At 71.3% G+C, this 16535-nt stretch carries 16 protein-coding genes; 11 read left to right on the top strand and 5 right to left on the bottom strand.

What is annotated here, in order from left to right; genetic code table 11:
* Nucleotides 1-20: 20 nt before the first annotated feature.
* Both FH608_RS02575 and FH608_RS02570 read left to right on the top strand, forming a co-directional pair.
* The gene (locus FH608_RS02575) at nt 21-587 is read left to right on the top strand and encodes an LOG family protein (protein WP_139628145.1); all 567 of its coding nucleotides are present in this window, start codon (nt 21-23) and stop codon (nt 585-587) included.
* Between the two features lie 30 nt (nt 588-617).
* Complete coding sequence (locus tag FH608_RS02570; RefSeq protein WP_139628144.1) at nt 618-905, top strand: DUF1330 domain-containing protein; 288 nt, start codon at nt 618-620, stop codon at nt 903-905.
* Nucleotides 906-928: 23 nt separating this feature from the next.
* On the opposite strand, the gene FH608_RS02565 is transcribed toward FH608_RS02570, so the two are convergent.
* Nucleotides 929-1903: a GlxA family transcriptional regulator gene (locus tag FH608_RS02565; RefSeq protein ID WP_139628143.1), complete on the bottom strand. Its 975-nt coding sequence runs from the start codon at nt 1901-1903 to the stop codon at nt 929-931.
* Nucleotides 1904-1975: 72 nt separating this feature from the next.
* On the opposite strand from FH608_RS02565, the gene FH608_RS02560 reads away from it, so the two are divergent.
* From FH608_RS02560 to FH608_RS02545, 4 genes are all read left to right on the top strand, one after another.
* Nucleotides 1976-2680, top strand: coding sequence for an HD domain-containing protein (locus tag FH608_RS02560; RefSeq protein ID WP_139628142.1), 705 nt, complete (start codon nt 1976-1978; stop codon nt 2678-2680).
* A 71-nt stretch (nt 2681-2751) separates the two neighbouring features.
* The gene (locus tag FH608_RS02555; RefSeq protein ID WP_226898879.1) at nt 2752-3696 is read left to right on the top strand and encodes a class I SAM-dependent methyltransferase; all 945 of its coding nucleotides are present in this window, start codon (nt 2752-2754) and stop codon (nt 3694-3696) included.
* On the top strand, nt 3680-4369 hold the full coding sequence (locus tag FH608_RS02550) for a GNAT family N-acetyltransferase (RefSeq protein ID WP_193318193.1): 690 nt from the start codon (nt 3680-3682) through the stop codon (nt 4367-4369). Before FH608_RS02555 ends, FH608_RS02550 begins: the two co-directional genes overlap by 17 nt.
* Before the next feature lie 225 nt (nt 4370-4594).
* Nucleotides 4595-6379 carry a serine hydrolase domain-containing protein gene (locus tag FH608_RS02545; RefSeq protein ID WP_139628139.1) on the top strand — a complete coding sequence of 595 codons (1785 nt, stop codon included), beginning with the start codon at nt 4595-4597 and terminating at the stop codon, nt 6377-6379.
* Between the two features lie 62 nt (nt 6380-6441).
* On the opposite strand, the gene FH608_RS02540 is transcribed toward FH608_RS02545, so the two are convergent.
* Nucleotides 6442-7245: a cytochrome b/b6 domain-containing protein gene (locus FH608_RS02540; protein WP_226898878.1), complete on the bottom strand. Its 804-nt coding sequence runs from the start codon at nt 7243-7245 to the stop codon at nt 6442-6444.
* Nucleotides 7229-7690: a hypothetical protein gene (locus FH608_RS02535; RefSeq protein WP_139628138.1), complete on the bottom strand. Its 462-nt coding sequence runs from the start codon at nt 7688-7690 to the stop codon at nt 7229-7231. Before FH608_RS02535 ends, FH608_RS02540 begins: the two co-directional genes overlap by 17 nt.
* A gap of 111 nt (nt 7691-7801) precedes the next feature.
* Between FH608_RS02535 and FH608_RS02530 the strand changes: the two genes are divergently transcribed.
* Both FH608_RS02530 and FH608_RS02525 read left to right on the top strand, forming a co-directional pair.
* Nucleotides 7802-8314: an RNA polymerase sigma factor gene (locus FH608_RS02530; protein ID WP_139628137.1), complete on the top strand. Its 513-nt coding sequence runs from the start codon at nt 7802-7804 to the stop codon at nt 8312-8314.
* Complete coding sequence (locus tag FH608_RS02525; protein WP_139628136.1) at nt 8307-8978, top strand: zf-HC2 domain-containing protein; 672 nt, start codon at nt 8307-8309, stop codon at nt 8976-8978. The genes FH608_RS02530 and FH608_RS02525 overlap by 8 nt, the downstream gene beginning before the upstream one ends.
* A gap of 49 nt (nt 8979-9027) precedes the next feature.
* Here FH608_RS02525 and FH608_RS02520 read toward each other — a convergent pair whose 3' ends face one another.
* Together FH608_RS02520 and FH608_RS02515 are read right to left on the bottom strand one after the other, a co-directional pair.
* Nucleotides 9028-10503, bottom strand: coding sequence for a serine/threonine-protein kinase (locus FH608_RS02520; protein ID WP_139628135.1), 1476 nt, complete (start codon nt 10501-10503; stop codon nt 9028-9030).
* Nucleotides 10493-11758: a DUF4407 domain-containing protein gene (locus FH608_RS02515; protein WP_193318192.1), complete on the bottom strand. Its 1266-nt coding sequence runs from the start codon at nt 11756-11758 to the stop codon at nt 10493-10495. Before FH608_RS02515 ends, FH608_RS02520 begins: the two co-directional genes overlap by 11 nt.
* A gap of 222 nt (nt 11759-11980) precedes the next feature.
* On the opposite strand from FH608_RS02515, the gene FH608_RS02510 reads away from it, so the two are divergent.
* The 3 genes from FH608_RS02510 to FH608_RS02500 are packed head-to-tail and all read left to right on the top strand — an operon-like array spanning nt 11981 to nt 16385.
* Nucleotides 11981-13330: a hypothetical protein gene (locus FH608_RS02510; RefSeq protein ID WP_139628133.1), complete on the top strand. Its 1350-nt coding sequence runs from the start codon at nt 11981-11983 to the stop codon at nt 13328-13330.
* Between the two features lie 14 nt (nt 13331-13344).
* Nucleotides 13345-14304, top strand: a complete 960-nt coding sequence (locus tag FH608_RS02505) for a hypothetical protein (protein ID WP_139628132.1) — start codon at nt 13345-13347, stop codon at nt 14302-14304.
* Nucleotides 14301-16385, top strand: a complete 2085-nt coding sequence (locus FH608_RS02500; protein ID WP_139628131.1) for a hypothetical protein — start codon at nt 14301-14303, stop codon at nt 16383-16385. Before FH608_RS02505 ends, FH608_RS02500 begins: the two co-directional genes overlap by 4 nt.
* Nucleotides 16386-16535: the final 150 nt, after the last annotated feature.

Below are 16535 nucleotides of genomic sequence, written 5' to 3'. Positions count from 1 at the left end.
CGTTGCTCAAATGGGGACATATGAAGCGCATTGCCATCTTCACCGGCTCGTCGTCCGGTGCCCACCCCGACTTCTCCGACCTTGCCGCCGCTGTGGGTCGCGAACTGGCGGGAAGGGGGATCGGCGTGGTGTACGGCGGCGGGCGGGCCGGGCTCATGGGTGCCCTCGCCGATGGGGCCCGCGCGGCCGGTGGCGAGGTGATCGGGGTGATCCCGCGCAGCATGGTCGAGAGGGAGTGGGCCCACGACGGGATCACCGAGCTGCACGTGTGCGAGACGATGCACCAGCGTAAAGCGATCATGGCGGAGAAGGCCGACGCCTTTCTGGCCCTGCCGGGCGGACTCGGAACCCTGGAAGAGATCTTCGAGGTGTGGACGTGGCGGCAACTCGGATTCCACCGGAAACCGGTGGGCTTCCTGAACGCCCGCGGCTTCTGGAGTCCTCTGCTGAACGCCCTGGACGCCATCGCCGCCGGCGGGTTCATGTCCGCTCTCGCCTTACAAGACATCGTCGTGGAACACGAACTGCCCGCCGCGCTCGAAGCGCTCTCCGAACGGGTCGTCGCCGGGGACGGGCAGGTCCTCTGAGTCGGAATCCCAAGTGAAGGATCGTTGCTTATGAGCGCTTATCTGATCGCGACTGTCCGTGCGACGGGGAACGCCGAGGAACTCGCGGAGTACCGGCGGCGTGTCGGCGCGACGATCGAGCCGTACGGGGGCCGGTATCTGGCGCGTGGCGAGCCCGTCGCGGTTCTGGAGGGAGAGTGGGACGGGGCGCAGGTCGTGGTGGTGGAGTTCCCTGACGTGGCGGCCGCGCGGGCCTGGAACGACTCGGCGGCCTATCGGGAGATCGCGCCTCTTCGCGCGCGCAACACTCTCAGCGTGCGAGTGATCGTGGACGGGTAGGCGTTCATGAGGGGTCAGGGGGTTCACGCCGACCGGTCGCCGGTGGCGGGGCGGAAGGTGTCTCGGTACGCGCTGGGCGGGACGCCGACGTGCTCCTTGAACAGCGTGCGGAAGTTGGCCGAGGTGCCCAGGCCGCAGCGCCGTGCCACGGCCTCCACCGTGAGGTCGGTGGACTCCAGCAACTCCCGTGCGTGGCTGAGCCGGGCCTCCAGGAGCCATCGCATGGGCGGTCGCCCGGTCTCGGTGTTGAAACGGCGGATGAGGGTGCGCCGGGACATCCCGGCCTGCCGTGCCATCCGGTCCACGGTGAGGGGCTGGTGCAGGTTGAGCAGCGCCCACTCGTACAGCTGCGTCAATCCGCCCGATCCTTCGGGTCGTACGGGCAGGTCGATGTACTGGGCCTGGCCGCCGGTGCGGTGCGGGGCGGTGACCAGCGTGCGGGCCCGCTGGTTGGCCGCGCGGGCGCCGAAGTCGCGCCGGATGAGGTGCAGGCACAGGTCCAGGCCCGCGGCGACCCCGGCCGACGTCAGGACCTCGCCCTCGTCGACGTAGAGCACCTTCGGCTCCACCGTGACCCGGGGGTACCGGCGGGCCAGCGAGGCCGCGTACTGCCAGTGCGTGGTGGCGCGCCGTCCGTCGAGCAGGCCGGCGGCGGCGAGGACGAACGCGCCGGTGCAGATGGACACCATGCGGGCGCCCCGGGCGGCGGCCGCCGCCAGCGCGTCGCGGACCGCGGCCGGGGGCGGCCCGGGATCGGCCTGGCCGGGCACGATGACGGTGTCGGCGGATTCCAGGCAGGTCAGCCCGTCCTGGACGGACATCGCCGGACTGCCGTGCACCGGGACGAGCCCCGGCCGCTCGGTGCACACGGTCAGTTCGTACGGCCCGTCGCGCCAGCTGCCGAAGACCTGCAGGGGTATCCCGAGGTCCAGCGGCAGGACGTCGGCGAGAGCCAGCACGACCACGTGATGCGAGGGGCGGGAGGTCCGGCCGGGCATGGCACGATCCTAGCGGTGGTTGGCATTCGTGCCACTGACGGTGCAGGGATGCCCGCGCCTACGGTCCTGGGCATGGACCATCTCATCCCGGACCTGCCCGACAGTTCCGCGGCCCGTCACGCCGTCGAGCACGTGCGGTCCTGCGAGAGCGAGCCCGTCGCCAACCACAGCGTCCGCAGTTATCTGTTCGCCAGGCTGCTGGCCGAGCACGAGGGGCTGAAGGCCGGCGCCGACTTTGACGCCGATCTTCTCTTCTTCGCCTGCGTCCTGCACGACCTCGGCACCTCGCCGCGGGCTCCCGGCAAGCAGCGCTTCGAGGTCGAGGGGGCCGACATGGCCGTCGAGTTCCTCACCGGGCACGGCTACGGCGTGCGGGAGACGGACCTGGTCTGGGAGGCGATAGCGCTGCACACCTCGCCCGGGATCGCCGAGCGTCGAGGAGCGCTGGCCTCCCTCACCCGCGGGGGTGTGGGCGGCGATTTCGGGATCGGGGTCGACTTCGTGACCGACGCGCAGGGCGAGGCCGTCCACAGCCGCTACCCGAGGCTGAACATGGCCACCGTTCTGGTCGACGACATCGTCCGGCACGCCGCCCGCGCCCCGCAGGCCGCCGCCCGCTTCACGCTGGCCGGCGAACTCGCCCGGGAACGAGGCGAACTCGCGCGGGAACGCGGTGACCTCGCCCGGCAGCGAGGCGACCTCGCCCGGGAGCGAGGTGACCTCGGCGCCCCGACCGCTCTGGAACGCACGGCGGCCGCCTCGCGCTGGGGAGCGTGACCGGCCATTCGTGGTGACGTCGGCGCAACATATGTTGACAGCGATCCAGGAGGCAACATATGTTGCGTCGGGTGAAATCCGAGCAATTCGGCGCAGACGCGCGGCGTACCGCGGACGAAGTAGCCGGTGACGGCGGGCTGGCGGCGCTTGCCCGACTGACGGAGACCATCTCGGCTCTGGAGTGGCGCAGGACGGAGATCATCGGAGAGTTGCGCCGCAGCGGGCAGGTGAGCTGGGAGGAGATCGGCCGGGCGTGCGGCATGACCCGCCAGGGCGCCACGCGCCGCTGGTCCCGCCAGGTGCAGGCGACCTCGTTCGGAACCGCCGCGGCCTCCTATCACCAGGGACGGCCCGGATACCCGTTGTCCTCGGTCGAGTGGCTCGTGCCGCGCCGCGCCCGGCGTGTCCTGGATCTGGGTGCGGGGACGGGACAATTCACGCGGCTACTGGTCGAGGCCGGGCTGAAGGTCGTGGCGGTCGAGCCGTCCGGGCAGATGCGCGAGCGGTTGCGCGTGGCAGTCCCCGGGGCGGAAGTGCTCGAGGGACGCGCCGAACGCATCCCATTGGAGGACGACAGCATCGACGCGGTCGTCGTCGCGCAGACCTGGCACTGGGTGGACCCCGCCCTGGCCGAGCCGGAGATCGCACGTGTCCTCGTGCCCGGCGGAACCCTTTCGCTGGTATGGAACGTCAGGGACCTCGCCGAGCCGTGGGTGGCGGACCTGGACGGCATCCTTCACCAGCACTCCCGACACGCGATCGACACGCGACCGTCTGTCGGCGAGCCGTTCGGCCCGCCCGAGCGCATGGAGATTCGCTGGAGCCAGGTGATGACCCGTTCCGAACTCCTCGACATGGTCGCGTCCCGCAGCTACGTGATCACCCTCCCGGAGGAGGTCAGGTCGTTGCTGCTGGCCGACGTGCGGGAACTCCTGGAGGCACATCCCGATCTCAAGGGCCGCGAGGAGATCGCTCTTCCCTACGTCACCCGGTGCACCCGTGTCCGCCTCGGCTGATCGTCACGAGACCACCGGCAGGAGGCACGGCATCGGGTCCCAGACCGTGACCGTACGCGAGCTCGGCGTCGAGGACGCGGCCCCGTACCGGGCGTTTCGCCTGGAAGCGCTGCGGGCCACCCCCACGGCGTTCACCTCCAGTTACGAGGAGGAGAGCGCCAAGCCGCTGTCTACGACCATCGCACGCCTTGCCGCCGCCGGGCGGCCGGACGGCGCGGTGGTCGGCGCGTACGACGGGGGCCGCCTCATCGGCATCGCCGGCCTGTCCGTTCCCCCGCGACGGCAGGAGCGCCACAAGGCGACGTTGTTCGGCATGGCGGTCGCCCCGCACGCCGCCGGCCGCGGCATCGGCAAGCTACTGGTCCACCGGATTCTGGAGATCGCCGCGTCCGTCGAGGGGCTGACCCAGGTCGGCCTGACCGTGTCAGAGGGGAACCTCCCCGCCGAACGGCTCTATCGCTCGTGCGGGTTCGAGGTATGGGGACGCGAGCCACGGGCGGTCGTCATCGGCGGTCGGCCCATCGCCAAGCTGCACATGATCCGCATGCTCGATCGGCCTGACCCCCCGGGGTCCCCTCCGCCGGGCTTTCGCGCTTCGGAGAATTCACGCGACCCCTCCATCTCGTTACGGTCCGATGCGTCCCTTATTGGCATCCCGGGCGTGGACCTGTAGGGTCGAATAGTCCCTAAATGAGGGACTTGGCGCACGCCGTGGACGCATCAGGCGTCGGCGTGCCGGCGGCCGTGCACGGTCGTCCCTTGCATCATCTCGGGGAGCCTTCGATGAACAACTCCGCCCTGGTCAAGATCTCTGTTCCCAGCGCGGTCCTCCGCGCCACCCGCCGGTCAGAGCCGGACGAACAGGCCCTGGCGCCGGGCGCGGCTGGGGCTCGCTGACATGCGGATCCTGACGGTGCTGTCCGTGTTACTGGCATTGGTCGCGCTGCCCGGCACCGCGAGCGCCGCCGATGTGGCGGGCCTGGCCGCCGAACTGGTGCCGAGACTCCTGTCCGAGCACGGCGTCCCGGGCGCGTCCGTCGCGGTGGTCACGGCCGGCCAGGTGAAAGCTCAGGGGTACGGCTACGCCGACCGGGACAGGCGCATCCCGGTGGACGCGGCCGGCACCCGGTTCGCCACCGCATCGCTGGCCAAGACGTTCACCGCCGCCGCCGTCCTCCAGCTCGTCAGGGCGGGCCGGCTCGACCTGGACCGCGACGTCAACACGTACCTGACGACCTTCCAGATCCCCGACACCTTCCCCGGCCATCCCGTCACCCTGCGGCACCTGCTGACCCACACCGCCGGCTTCGAGTCGAACGTCCTGGCCACCTCCTGGACCGACCCCGCCGCCGCCGAGCCGCTCGCCAAGGTCGTCGAGGACGGCCTGCCGGAGCGCGTACGGCCCCCGGGCACCGTTCTGTCCTACGACAACTACGCCTACGACCTGGCCGGTTACGTGATCGAGGCGACTTCGGGCCAGGCATACGCGCAGTACGTCAAGCAGCACATCCTGGACCCGCTGGGCATGACCGGCACCACCTTCGCCACCCCCGACCCGGCCACCCTGGCCACCGGCTACGGCGACACCGGCTCCTTCGCTCACTACTATGGCCACCCCTCCTCCGGAACCGGCCCCGTCACGACCGCCGCCGACATGGGCAAGCTCATGCAGGCCCTGCTGACCGACGACCCCCGCCTCGGCCCCGGCGTCGCCGCCGCGATGAAGACCCGGCAGTTCACCCAGGACCCGCGCCTGCCCGGCATCGGCTACGGCCTGGAGGAGACGGCGAGGAACGGCCACCGCCTGCTGTTCAAGGCCGGCGACGTCAACGGCTTCCACGCCCTCATGACGCTCCTGCCCGACCAGCGCACCGGCATCTACGTGGTGCTCAACGGCGAGCACACCCCGTACGACGTCGTCCACCAGATCATCGACCGGGCCTTCCCCGGCACCGCGGAACGGCCCCCGCCCACGGGCGGCGACACCACGGCGTACGCGGGCACCTACGTCACCACCCAGTCCCGCGGTGACCTGCTGCGCTTCGCCACGCTGTTCGACCACGTGACCGTGACCGCCACCGGCAGCGGCGAGCTCACCACGACCGGGCTGTCCGCCGACGGGACGGCCCAGCGATGGCGGCAGGTCGGACCGGGCCTGTTCGCCGAGCGCGACGGGCCGGAACTCATCGCCTTCACCGGCCACGGCGTGCTCGCCGGCGGGCACCGCGAGGAGGCCACGACGTTCGAGCGCTCACCGGTCACGCTCCACGTCTGGCTGCTCTACGCGGGACTGGCCGCCTTTCTGGCGGCCCTGATCGGCATGCCGGTCGCGGCACTCGTCCGCCGCCTCCGCCGCCGCCCGGCCCGCCACCGGTTCGCCTGGTGGCTGGCCTGGCTGACCGGCGCGCTCGTGGCCGTCTTCGTCTACGGGCTGGCGACCACGGTCATCATCGCCCCGACCGACGCCATCCTCGTCGGCTCGCCCCTGCTGACCGGCGCCCTGCTCGCCTCCTCCACCGCCTTCGTCCTGACCGGCGGGCTCGTGGCGTGCACGGGCGTCGCCTGGTGGAAGCGGTGGTGGGGGCTGCCCGGCCGGATCTCGTACACCGCGTACACCATCGCCGCGCTCGCCTTCATGACCGTCGCCTACCTCTACAACCTCGTCGGAGGCGTGTTCGCCTGACAGGGCGGCGGCGCCGCACGCTGGAAGCGGAACGCCCGTCCGCCCATGACCGGGGGCGGCCGTCAGTCCGGTGCGCCGGAGGTCCTCCTGAGGTGGCGGACGGTGGTCCGGAGCTCCGCGACCTCTGCCCGGCAGGACCGGCAGTGCCGGAGGTGGGCCTCGACCCTGGCCGTCTCCGTGGGGTCGAGGGCGCCGAGCACGTACGCGCCCAGCGAGGTCGGCTCCAGCCTGGCGGCCCAGCCCGGCCACAGCCGGAAGGCGACCGACCGGTCGAGGCGCCCGCCCAAATGCATCGAGCGCCAGACCCCGCGATATCCGGGCAGCACCCCCGACGCGACCACGATGTGCCCGGCGACGAGCAGCGTGACGAGATACGTCGTCCAGCGGTGCACCTGCACGAGCACCGCGAACACCGGCCCGCCGTGCAGCGTCGCCATCCCGGCGCCGGTGCCGGCCAGCACGAGCAGCCCGCCGGCCAGCACCAGGTTGAGCAGCCGTTGCCCCGGGTCGAAATGGCCGTCGTGATGGGGGAACCTGCCGGTCAGCGTCGCCGCCGGCCAGCGGGCGAACCACCGCAGGTCGGCCCGGCGGAAGCGGACGGACTCCGTCACGAAGGTCCGCGCCGCGCGGAACCCCAGCGTGAGCCCTGCCACGGCGAGGGCCGTGAACGCCCAGCCCACGACCGTGTGCAGGGTGGTGTCGGCCAGGCCGGTGAGCCGCGCGAGCGGGCTGGGGTCGCCCTCCCGGCCGGACAGCAGCCACCAGCCGGTGCCCAGCAGGACCAGCGTCGTGAGGTAGGTCGCGGCGTGGAACCATCGGGTCCGCCGGTTGTAGCGGCGAACCGGGCGGTCAGTACCCGCCGCCATAGTCCTGGCCCTGCTCCGGAGCGGTGGTGGCGGGGGAGGAGCCGCCGCCGGATCCGGTCACGTTCACGGTGATCTCGGCCGACGCGCCCGCCGAGGAGTGATCGGCGTGCTGCAGGGTGACGCTGACCGTGTGCTCGCCCGGCGGCAGCCCCGTGACCTGGAACGGCGAGGAGGTGACGACGGTGTAGTCGTCGGTGTGGCCGTCCGTCGAGACGTGGACGTGGTCCTTGCCGGAGTCGGTCGGGCCGATCTCCTCGCTGGAGCTGAACTCGAGGGCGAAGGAGGAGCCGACGTCCGCGCCGTCGACCGGGGAGGAGATGGTGAGCGTCGGTCCCCCGCCGTCCGTCCCGCCTTCGGTTCCACCGGACGTGCCGGCGGATCCGGTGTCCGCGCCGCATCCGGCGAGCAGCACGCAGCTCGCCGCTATCAGGAGAAATCGCTTCATGCACGGTTGTACGGGCTTCGGCCGGAAATCGGATTCACCTGAAGCCGAAACGCTGATCGTTTCCGTAGAAGGGGCATGTGGGCTCTATCCGATGAGTCGCTCCTGGCGGGTATGGCATCCGGCGACGCGCAGGCGGCCGCCGCCCTGGTCCGCCGCTACCAGGCCAGGGTCTTCGGGCTGGCGCGGGCGATCGTGCGCGAGCCGGGGCTGGCCGAGGAGGTGGCTCAGGAGGCGTTCGTACGGGCGTGGCGGCACGCCGCGGCGTACGACTCGCGCCGGGGCGCGGTGTCGACGTGGCTGCTGGCCATAACCCGTAACCTGGCGATCGATGCGTTACGCCTCAGACGGGAGGAACCGGTCGACCCGCAGGTGCTGCTGACCAGGCTGCTCGCCGTGGAGCCGGCCGACGAGGCCGCCCAGGCGGCGCAGGGCGAGGAGTTCGTCAGGCAGGCGTTGCGGGGGCTGCCGCTCGAACAGGCCAGGGCGATCGCGCTGGCCGTCTTCTACGGGATGTCGGGCCGGAAGATCGCCGAGATCGAGGGGATACCTTTGGGTACCGCCAAGACGCGCCTGCGAAGGGGAATGGCGAGGCTCCGCGACCAACTGGAGGTGAGCGATGGCTGAGCCCTCCGGATGCGGGCAGGCCCGCGAGGCGATCCCCGAGCTGGCCATGGGCGCGCTGTCGGGGGAGGAGCGCGCGGCGGCCCTGGGACACCTCGCCGACTGCCCGGCCTGCCGCAGGGAGCTGGAGGAGGCGACCAGGATGGTCGACGCCCTCACCTCGATCGCGCCCGCCGAGGAGCCGCCGCCCTCGTTCGAGTCCCGCGTGCTGGCCAGGATCGCCGAGGCCCGCAGGCCGTCGCTGCTGCGGCGGCTGACCCCGTACCTGGCGACGGGCGTCGTCGTGGGCGTGCTGGCCGGCGGGTTCGTGTGGAATGCCACGGAGGCGGACCGCCGGCTGGCGGCGAGCTACCGGACCACGCTGGAGGTGGCCGACGGCCGCTACCTGACGGCCGCCGCCCTGTACTCGGGCCGCGAACTGGCCGGCCACGTGTTCGGCTACCAGGGCTCGCCCAGCTGGCTGGTGTTCACGATGAAAAAGGCGGGCGGGCCGTACCAGGCCGTGCTCGTGGGTGTGGACGGCACGACCACCGACCTCGGCCGGTTCACGCTCACCGGGCGGCAACGGTCGTGGAGCACCACCGTCGACCAGCCGATCGGGCGGATCGCCGAGATCCACCTGCGCCGGGCCGACGCTCCGGACATGGTCGCCGGCTTCCACCACTGACATCTCGTGCCCCGCGCGCGGTGAGGAGAAGGGGTGCGCGGCGCGGGTATTACGTGAGCCTGCTCTTGACGGCCTCTCGGGTGGCGTCGGGGAGGCGGGAGAGGAGGTGGTCGCGGGTGGAGCGGGGGCAGTGGGTGAGGACGTCCGCGATGGTGGCGGGCAGGAGCCGGTTCAGAGCGCGTACGGCCGGGTCCTCCGGCATGGCGGCGACCGCGAGGCCCGTCTGGCGAGGATCGGTGGCGGCCATCGCGCCGATGGCGGCGGCGGAGTTCCTGTCGTGCATGCCGCCGAGGATGCGACTGCGGTGGCGGGCGTCCATCGCCAGCACCACGCCCGCGACCAGGGCGGGGTCGCGGACCTGGTCCAGCAGCCGGCACGCGCGGCGGGGGAGCAGCATCTGCAGGATCCTGGCGCTCTTGGCCGCCTGCCCGCACATCTCCTCCACCGCGTCGGCGGTGAGCTCCTGCCACCGCTCTCCGAGCACCGACGCGGCGTCGGCGGCGGGGAGCGCGAGAAGCCTCTCCCCCTGGTGCACGATCGACCCCCGCGCGGGCGGCCGGGCCTTCCCCACGGCGGGGCCCTCTTGGGGCGGCAGGCCTCTCCTCGCCGCCCCGCCTCCGCCCTGACCGTTCCCGGCCCGATCTCCTGGCGGATCACGCCGGACCGGCCCACCTCCGGCAGGATTCCGCCCGGATCGCGGATGACGGTCCCCGTCTCCGGGGGAGCGGGGCGGTTCGAGGAGACGCTTCAGTTCGTGGGCCAGTTCGGCGGCCTTCATGCGGGTGCCGGGGTTCTTGTCCAGCAGGTGGCCGATCGTCGAGGCGAGTGTGCGGGAGCGGAGCATGGGGTCGGGATCGGCACTGAGGATCGCGAACCTGACGGCCGCGTCGTTGCTCTTGCGGAACGGCGGCCGCCCCTCCAGCGCCGTGTAGAGCGTGGCGCCGAGCGACCACAGATCGGCCGCCTCTCCGGCCGGGTGGCCATGAAGCCGCTCGGGCGCCATGAAGTCAGGGGTCCCGACCAGCCGCCCGTGCGTGGTGAGCGAGGACTGGCCCTCGATGGCGGCGATCCCGAAGTCCACCAGCACCACCTCGCCGGAGGCGGTGATGAGGATGTTGTCCGGCTTCACGTCGCGGTGGTACACCCCCACCGCGTGGGCGGCCGTGAGCGCGTCGAGCACCCGGGCCCCGATCCTGGCCGCTTCGAGCTCCGGCAGCGGTGCGCGGCCGATCAGCGTGCCGAGCGTGGTGCCGCGGACGTAGTCCATCACGATCCACGGCCCGTCCTGGGTGTCCAGGATGTCGTGCACTCTGACGATGCCGGGATGGACGACCCTGGCCAGCGCCTGCGCCTCCCGCCTGGCCCGCGCCGCCAGTTCGGGCACCGGCCCGATGTCGGGGCGGATCTGTTTGAGCGCCACCGTCCGGTCCAGTGCGCGGTCCTTGGCACGCCAGACCCGCCCCATGCCGCCCCTGCCGAGGGGCGCTTCGATGACGAACCGGCCGGCGACGCGGTCACCAATCATCGTTCAGCTGCCCGGCGTGCTCGTAACGCCCGCCGCCGGATCGGGTGTCGCGCAGGCCGCGCAGCGCGTCGTCCTCGAAACTGCGCGTCCCGTAGCTCTCCGTGGGGTACGAGCCGGGGTCGCCGTGGTCCGGCGCATCGTAGGAGGCGGTGAAGCGCCGCGTCTCGCCGGGCTCGTCGCGAATGTCGTCGAGCGCGTCACGCAGCCGCTTCGCGTCCAGCTTCTCCTCGATCTTGTCGTACGATCCCGGCCGCTGCATCAGCTTGACCAGCACCGGCAGGCACTCGATGACCAGGATGAACAGGAAGAGCAGCAGGCGCGCCATGTTGAGCGCGGCGTTGTCCCGGGAGACCCGGCTGAGCGCCTCGAGGCGGAGCAGCAGGCCGTCGGAGTCCTGGTTCTCCTGGACGAACTGGTTGCGAAGGTCGGTCTGCTGGCCGGTCAGCCGCTCCAGCTCGGCCCGTACCTTCGGCAGCTCCTCCTCCGCCGCTTCGAGCCGCCTGGCCCGCCCGGTGGCCTGGGTGCTCCCGAGCTGGTCTCGGCGCTGCTGGATCTGCCGGTCGATGTCGTTCACCTGGCCGGCGGCGCGCTGGTAGGCCCGTTCGGCCGCCCGGGACAGCGGCCCGGGACCCTTTTTCGCGCATTTCGGCGGACCCACGTAAAGCTGGCACTGCCATTCCTCGTAGAACGTGTCCCGCTGTTTCACCGCCTCCTTGCGTGACTTCTCCAGCTCCTGGATCCGCTGGTCGGAGGCCGGGTCGAGCGCTGTCTCCCCTCGGGAGGCGATCACGGCTTCGAGCTCCGTCACCGTCTTCTCCAGGGCGTCCACGCGCTTGCCCGTCTCGCCGGTCTGCTGCGCGCGGGTGAAGGCGTCGAGCCGTTCCTGCTTGATGTCGAGAATGGTGGCGTCGATCTCCGGCTTGAAGATCTGTAACACCAGCGGTGTGGAGATGACGGCGCCGAGGAGGAGCGCCAGGAGGACGCGAGGCAGGGCAAGCCAGAACCGTCGCCGGCCCCTGACGGGCAGCGAGGTGGCGAGCCAGCGGTCCAGGCCCAGGATCACCACGCCCCAGACCAGGCCGATGGCGATGGCGAGCGGCAGGAAGACCTTGAGCGCCGAGAAGAGCGCGAACGTCATGGCCAGCGCGGCGAGGCAGGCGGTGGTGAGGATGGCCCCGCCCAGGCCGACGAACCTGGCGCGTTCGCCGTCGTACTTCTCCAGCACGTCCTGACGGGCGCCGGACAGAATGATCAACCATTTACCGATCACATGCCGCTCCAGAAACTCCCGCCGCTACCCTCTCGGCAGGGTACTTATTAGCATCAACAGTCGGCAACGACGAGGTAACCAACGGCATCAACAAGGTAGGGCGAACCGCGTCTGATTCATTGACCCGTCACCGTGACGCGGGATGACAAATATGCATGAAACGGACTTTATATTGATAAATTCCCCCAAACTTCACATTTCCGCTCGATGAGCGCGTCCATCCACGACCTCATCGCGTCGTTCGTGCAGCGGCTGACCGTCGTGGAGATCGACGTTGCCGGCATCCGGTTCTTCGAGGTCCGCGCGGACGAGATCGGCACGCCGTACGTCATCCGCAGGGCCGCCGCCAAGTGGTCCACCCTGACCGCCACCGGCGACGAGGTGGCGGACGCGGTGGGCCGGGTCGCCCGCGAGCTGATCTCCCCCGATGATCCCGACCCGGTCGTCGTGCTGCACACCGCCGTCGGGCCCGAACAGGAGGCGAGCCTGCGCGCGATCACCGCGTGGTGCCCCGCCGCCAGGGTCGCGCACCCGACGGGGGTCAAGGCGGGTGACCTGCTGCGCGACCTCGCCGCCCAGGTTCCGCTGCGGCAGTCGTACGACCTGGTCGTGGCCAGGGAACGGGCCGGGGACGGGCGGCTGGAGCTGGCGGGGCAGCCGCTCTTCGGCGCGGGCGCGCTGCCGGGCCAGGACGCCCACGCCACCGTGACCTGCACCGACCCCGGCGGCATGCTGCTGGCGGTCTCGGCATGGGCGGGCCCGCTCGAACCCTCAGGCCTGGTCTCGGTCGACCACGCGCCGCTGCCCGCGGGCCGGCACACCCTCAGGGCGGTGCTGGAGCGCCCCGGCCAGGTCGGCTTCCCCGGCATCGCGGGCCTGCGCCCGCACACCGGCTCCTGGGCGGAGGTGGTCGCCGGCCTCCCCGTACGGCTCCGTCCCCCTTCCCCCCGCCCCGCCCACCTGATCTGCGCCATCGAGACCACCGGCGCGCAGGACGAACTGGAGGCCCGCTGCCACTGGCCCGCGTACCTCATCGACCTGCTGGCCGAGACCCCCACACAGTTCTCGATCATGAGCTACGGCACCCACGTCTTCGGCGAGCGCCACCCGGTCCACGTCCCGCCCAGGGTGGTCCTCTGGGCCGGCTCGGCGGCCCAGGCCAGGGTGGCGCTGGAGTCGCTGCGCCCCGCTCCGCCGACATACCCGAACGCGGCCCAGGTGGAGGACGTCCTGGCCGAGCTGCGCGGCCTGCTCAGGCAGGACGGCGCCCGTACCGCCCTGCTCACGGTCGGCGCGCGCCCGCCGCACCCCCGCAGGGTCGGCAGGGACCGCGTGCCGCCCTGCCCGCTCCGGCACGACTGGCAGATGCTGCTGCAGGACTTGGAGCGGCGCCACGGCACCAAGTGCGCGGCCATCTGCGACGGCACCTCGCCGGTCTGGGAGCGGCTCGGCTCGGCGGCGCTGTACCAGGTGGACGCGGTGGACGTCGAGGAGCTCGCCGCCCGCCTCGACCTGACGTCCGCCGGGGGCTCGCTCACCCTTCCCTTCGTCAGCTGAAATGAGGACCCCGCGTGACCGAGTCCGAACCGGCGCCCGACATCGCGATGTGGGGCGCCTCGGGTAGCGGAAAGACCGCCTTCCTCGCGGCGCTGAGCATCGCGCTGAACAAGGCCGAGACGAACTGGAAGCTGGTCGGCGAGAACCAGGCCTCAGGGGCCGAACTGATCAAGCTCCGCAACAGGCTGCTGGACGATCGCACGTTCCCCGACTCGACCGAATCCCTGACGTACTACAACTGGCTGCTGATCGGCCCGCCGGAGTACCACCGGCAGTGGTGGCGGCCGTGGCGGACGCAACCGGGCAGGGCCCCGAGGATCAGACTGGACTTCCTGGACCCGCGCGGCGGCCTGTACGCCGAATCGCAGGCGAGCGTCGACAAGGAGGCCCTGGTGTCCAGCCTGGTCAGGAGCCGCGGGCTGATCTACATGTTCGACCCGGACCGGGAGAGCCGGGTCGGCGACGCCTTCAAGCACCTGGACTCGGCGCTGAACGAGGTGGCCGCGCAGATGCTGGCGGGCAACGAGTACGCCGACGGCAAGCTGCCCCACTACATCGCCGTCTGCATCACGAAATATGACGACCCGCGGGTGCTGACGCTGGCGGACCGGTGGGGGCTCACCGAGCCCGATCTCAACGACGAGATGCGCATCCCGCGCGTGGCCGAGGACCGCGCCAGGGAGTTCTTCCACCGGCTCTGCCGGCACGGGCGCAGCCACAACGCGGAGATGATCGTCGACCTGATCGAGACCTACTTCCACAAGGACCGCGTGAAGTTCTTCGTGACCTCGTCGGTGGGGATGTACATCGACGAGCGCCACCGCCGGTTCGACCCGGACGACTTCCTCAACGTCATCGACGACCCCCACAGGGGCCTCATGATCCGCGGGCCCGTCCGCCCCATCAACGTCATGGAGCCGGTGATCTGGCTCGGCGGCATGCTGAGTTCGCGCTCGATGAGGAGCGGGCGATGACGGTGCTGCCGACCGCTCACTGGGCCGTCCTCGGCAAGACGCCGCAGAGCCTGGACGACTACGACGTGATCGGCTCCAGCACGGGAGCGTTGAGCAAGGCGGAGTTCTCCGACTGGCTCAAGTCGTTCTCCTCAGGCACCGTGGAGCCCAAGGCGCTGCCGCGCGTGGCGGCCAGCCACTTCAGCCGGGGCGGCGAGTCCTGGCTCGGCCTGTCCCTGCAGACGAAGCCGGAGTCCCAGGACGGCTTCCACCGTCCGTACACGATGACCTGGCACGTCTGCCTCCGCTGGGAACAGGTCTCGAAGACCCCGATCTCCTACCGTGCCCTGTACGAGGCGCTGCAGAGGAAGGACTTCTCCGGCGAGAGCCCGTTCCGGCTCAGCCTCCGCGACTACGACCCCCCGAGACTGGCCGGCGTCGCCAACGCCACCGCGCGCCGGGCGGCGGCCCTCCTGCTCACCGGCAGGCCCGTCTGCGTCGTCCGCGCGGAGCTCCCGATGGAGCAGCGGCTCGACTTCCTCGACGCCGTCGCGGCGCTCCTCCCGTACGGCATGCGCAGCGGACTCGCCGTCTCCACCTGGACCAACAGCGCCTCCAGGCATCGCATCCGGCTCTCCTTCGCCGAGGTCGCCCCCGCACACGGTGCCTGGGAGCTGCCATGGGAGAGGGACGTCCCGCATGATCTCCCTCCCGAGGCCCGCCTCTACGAGCAGGAACTCGCGCAGTACGAGCACGACGGCCTGACCCGCCTGATCCGCCGCCTCGCCGCCCTCGGCCGCCCGCTGGACCTCGACAGCGAGACCGACCGCGCCGAAGCCCTCATGCGGGTACGCGAGCACACCGCGATCAGCCTGGCCTCCTCCGTGAAGCAGGTGCTCCCCGAGTCCCTCGACAGCCTCGCCCGCGCCGACGAGGTGCGGCTCCACGAGCTCAACGCCCATCTGTCGCAGGCCCTCGACCGCGTCACCGACGACGACCGCCCGGCCTATCGCGACATCGTCAAACGGAACCTGACCCGGCTGCCCGACCGGCTGGCCGGCTCTCCCACCACGGAGACCTTCTTCGGGATCCTCCTGCGCCTCCTGTACGGCCCCGCTCTCCACCGCCACGACCTCGAGAACCTCTGCCTCGACCTCGGCGGCCTCAGAGAGGTGCCCCGGCCCCTCGCCAGGGCGCTCAAGGCGGCATCCGCTCGCTGCGATCCCCTGGTCAAGCTGCTGATCACCTACCTCATAGGCGACGCCGGGATGCGGCAGCAACTCCTCTCGAACATGACTGTCGAGGAGCTGCTTCACCTGATCGGGCGCTCCCGCGACGCCACCGTGCTGGACAGCGTCCTGCGCGAGCTGGGAGGGCGGGGCGACAGGAAGGAGGTCGCCCAGCAGCTCCACCGCCACCGCTACCTGGTCAAGCCGATCTCCGCCTGCCTCGGCGACGCCGGCATGGAGCATCACCGCAGCATCCTGCAGCTCAGCCGAGGCCGCCTGCTCCTCCCCGGGGACGTCAAGGAGATCTTCGAGGCCCTGGACGAGACCCCTCCCCAGGCGTTCATGCTCGCGATCGTGGCGGAGAGCGGCCGGGGAACGGGCGCGGCGCTGCTGTCGGGGCTGACCGCGCACGCGTTGAGACAGCTGGGGCTCGAAGGCCCGATCAAGCGGGAGATCGAGGACGGCCTCACCAGGATGACCGCTCCCGCGCTCACCCGCGCCCTGCGGAGCCCGCGCAGGCTCTTCGGCGGCCGGCTCCCCGCGACCACATCCTCCCAGACCGGCAGGATCCGCACGGTCCAGGACTCGCTCCGCCGGCACTTCCCCACCCCGCTCACCGAGTCCGACGTGGAGGCGGCGCTCGACCGGCTCGAACACCCCGCCCCGCTGGCGGACCTGCTGGCGATCATGGCGGAGAGCGGCCCCGGGACGGCTCCGACGCTGATCTACTGGCTCGCCCATCGCGCGGTCGCGCAGCTGAACTCACGCCTCACCGCGGAGTCCCTCGCCGACATCGACCAGGGCCTGCAGCGGATGACCGGCCCCCGCCGCGCCCTGCCCCTCGTATGGCGCTCCCACCGAGGCCAGGCCTGACCCGCCGTCTGAAGGCGGGACAGAGGCCGTCACCGTGCCGGTTCGGGGAGCAGCACACGAGGCCGCAGGTGACGAAGCGTCCCCCGTGCGGCCAGACACTGCACGTCCACCCGTTGATCAACGACTCGCACACGCGCTCGAGTCGCAGGG

Source organism: Nonomuraea phyllanthi, from assembly GCF_006334985.2.
In the GTDB taxonomy this organism is placed as follows: Bacteria; Actinomycetota; Actinomycetes; order Streptosporangiales; family Streptosporangiaceae; genus Nonomuraea; species Nonomuraea phyllanthi.
This window is presented reverse-complemented; position numbering and strand designations above follow the sequence as displayed.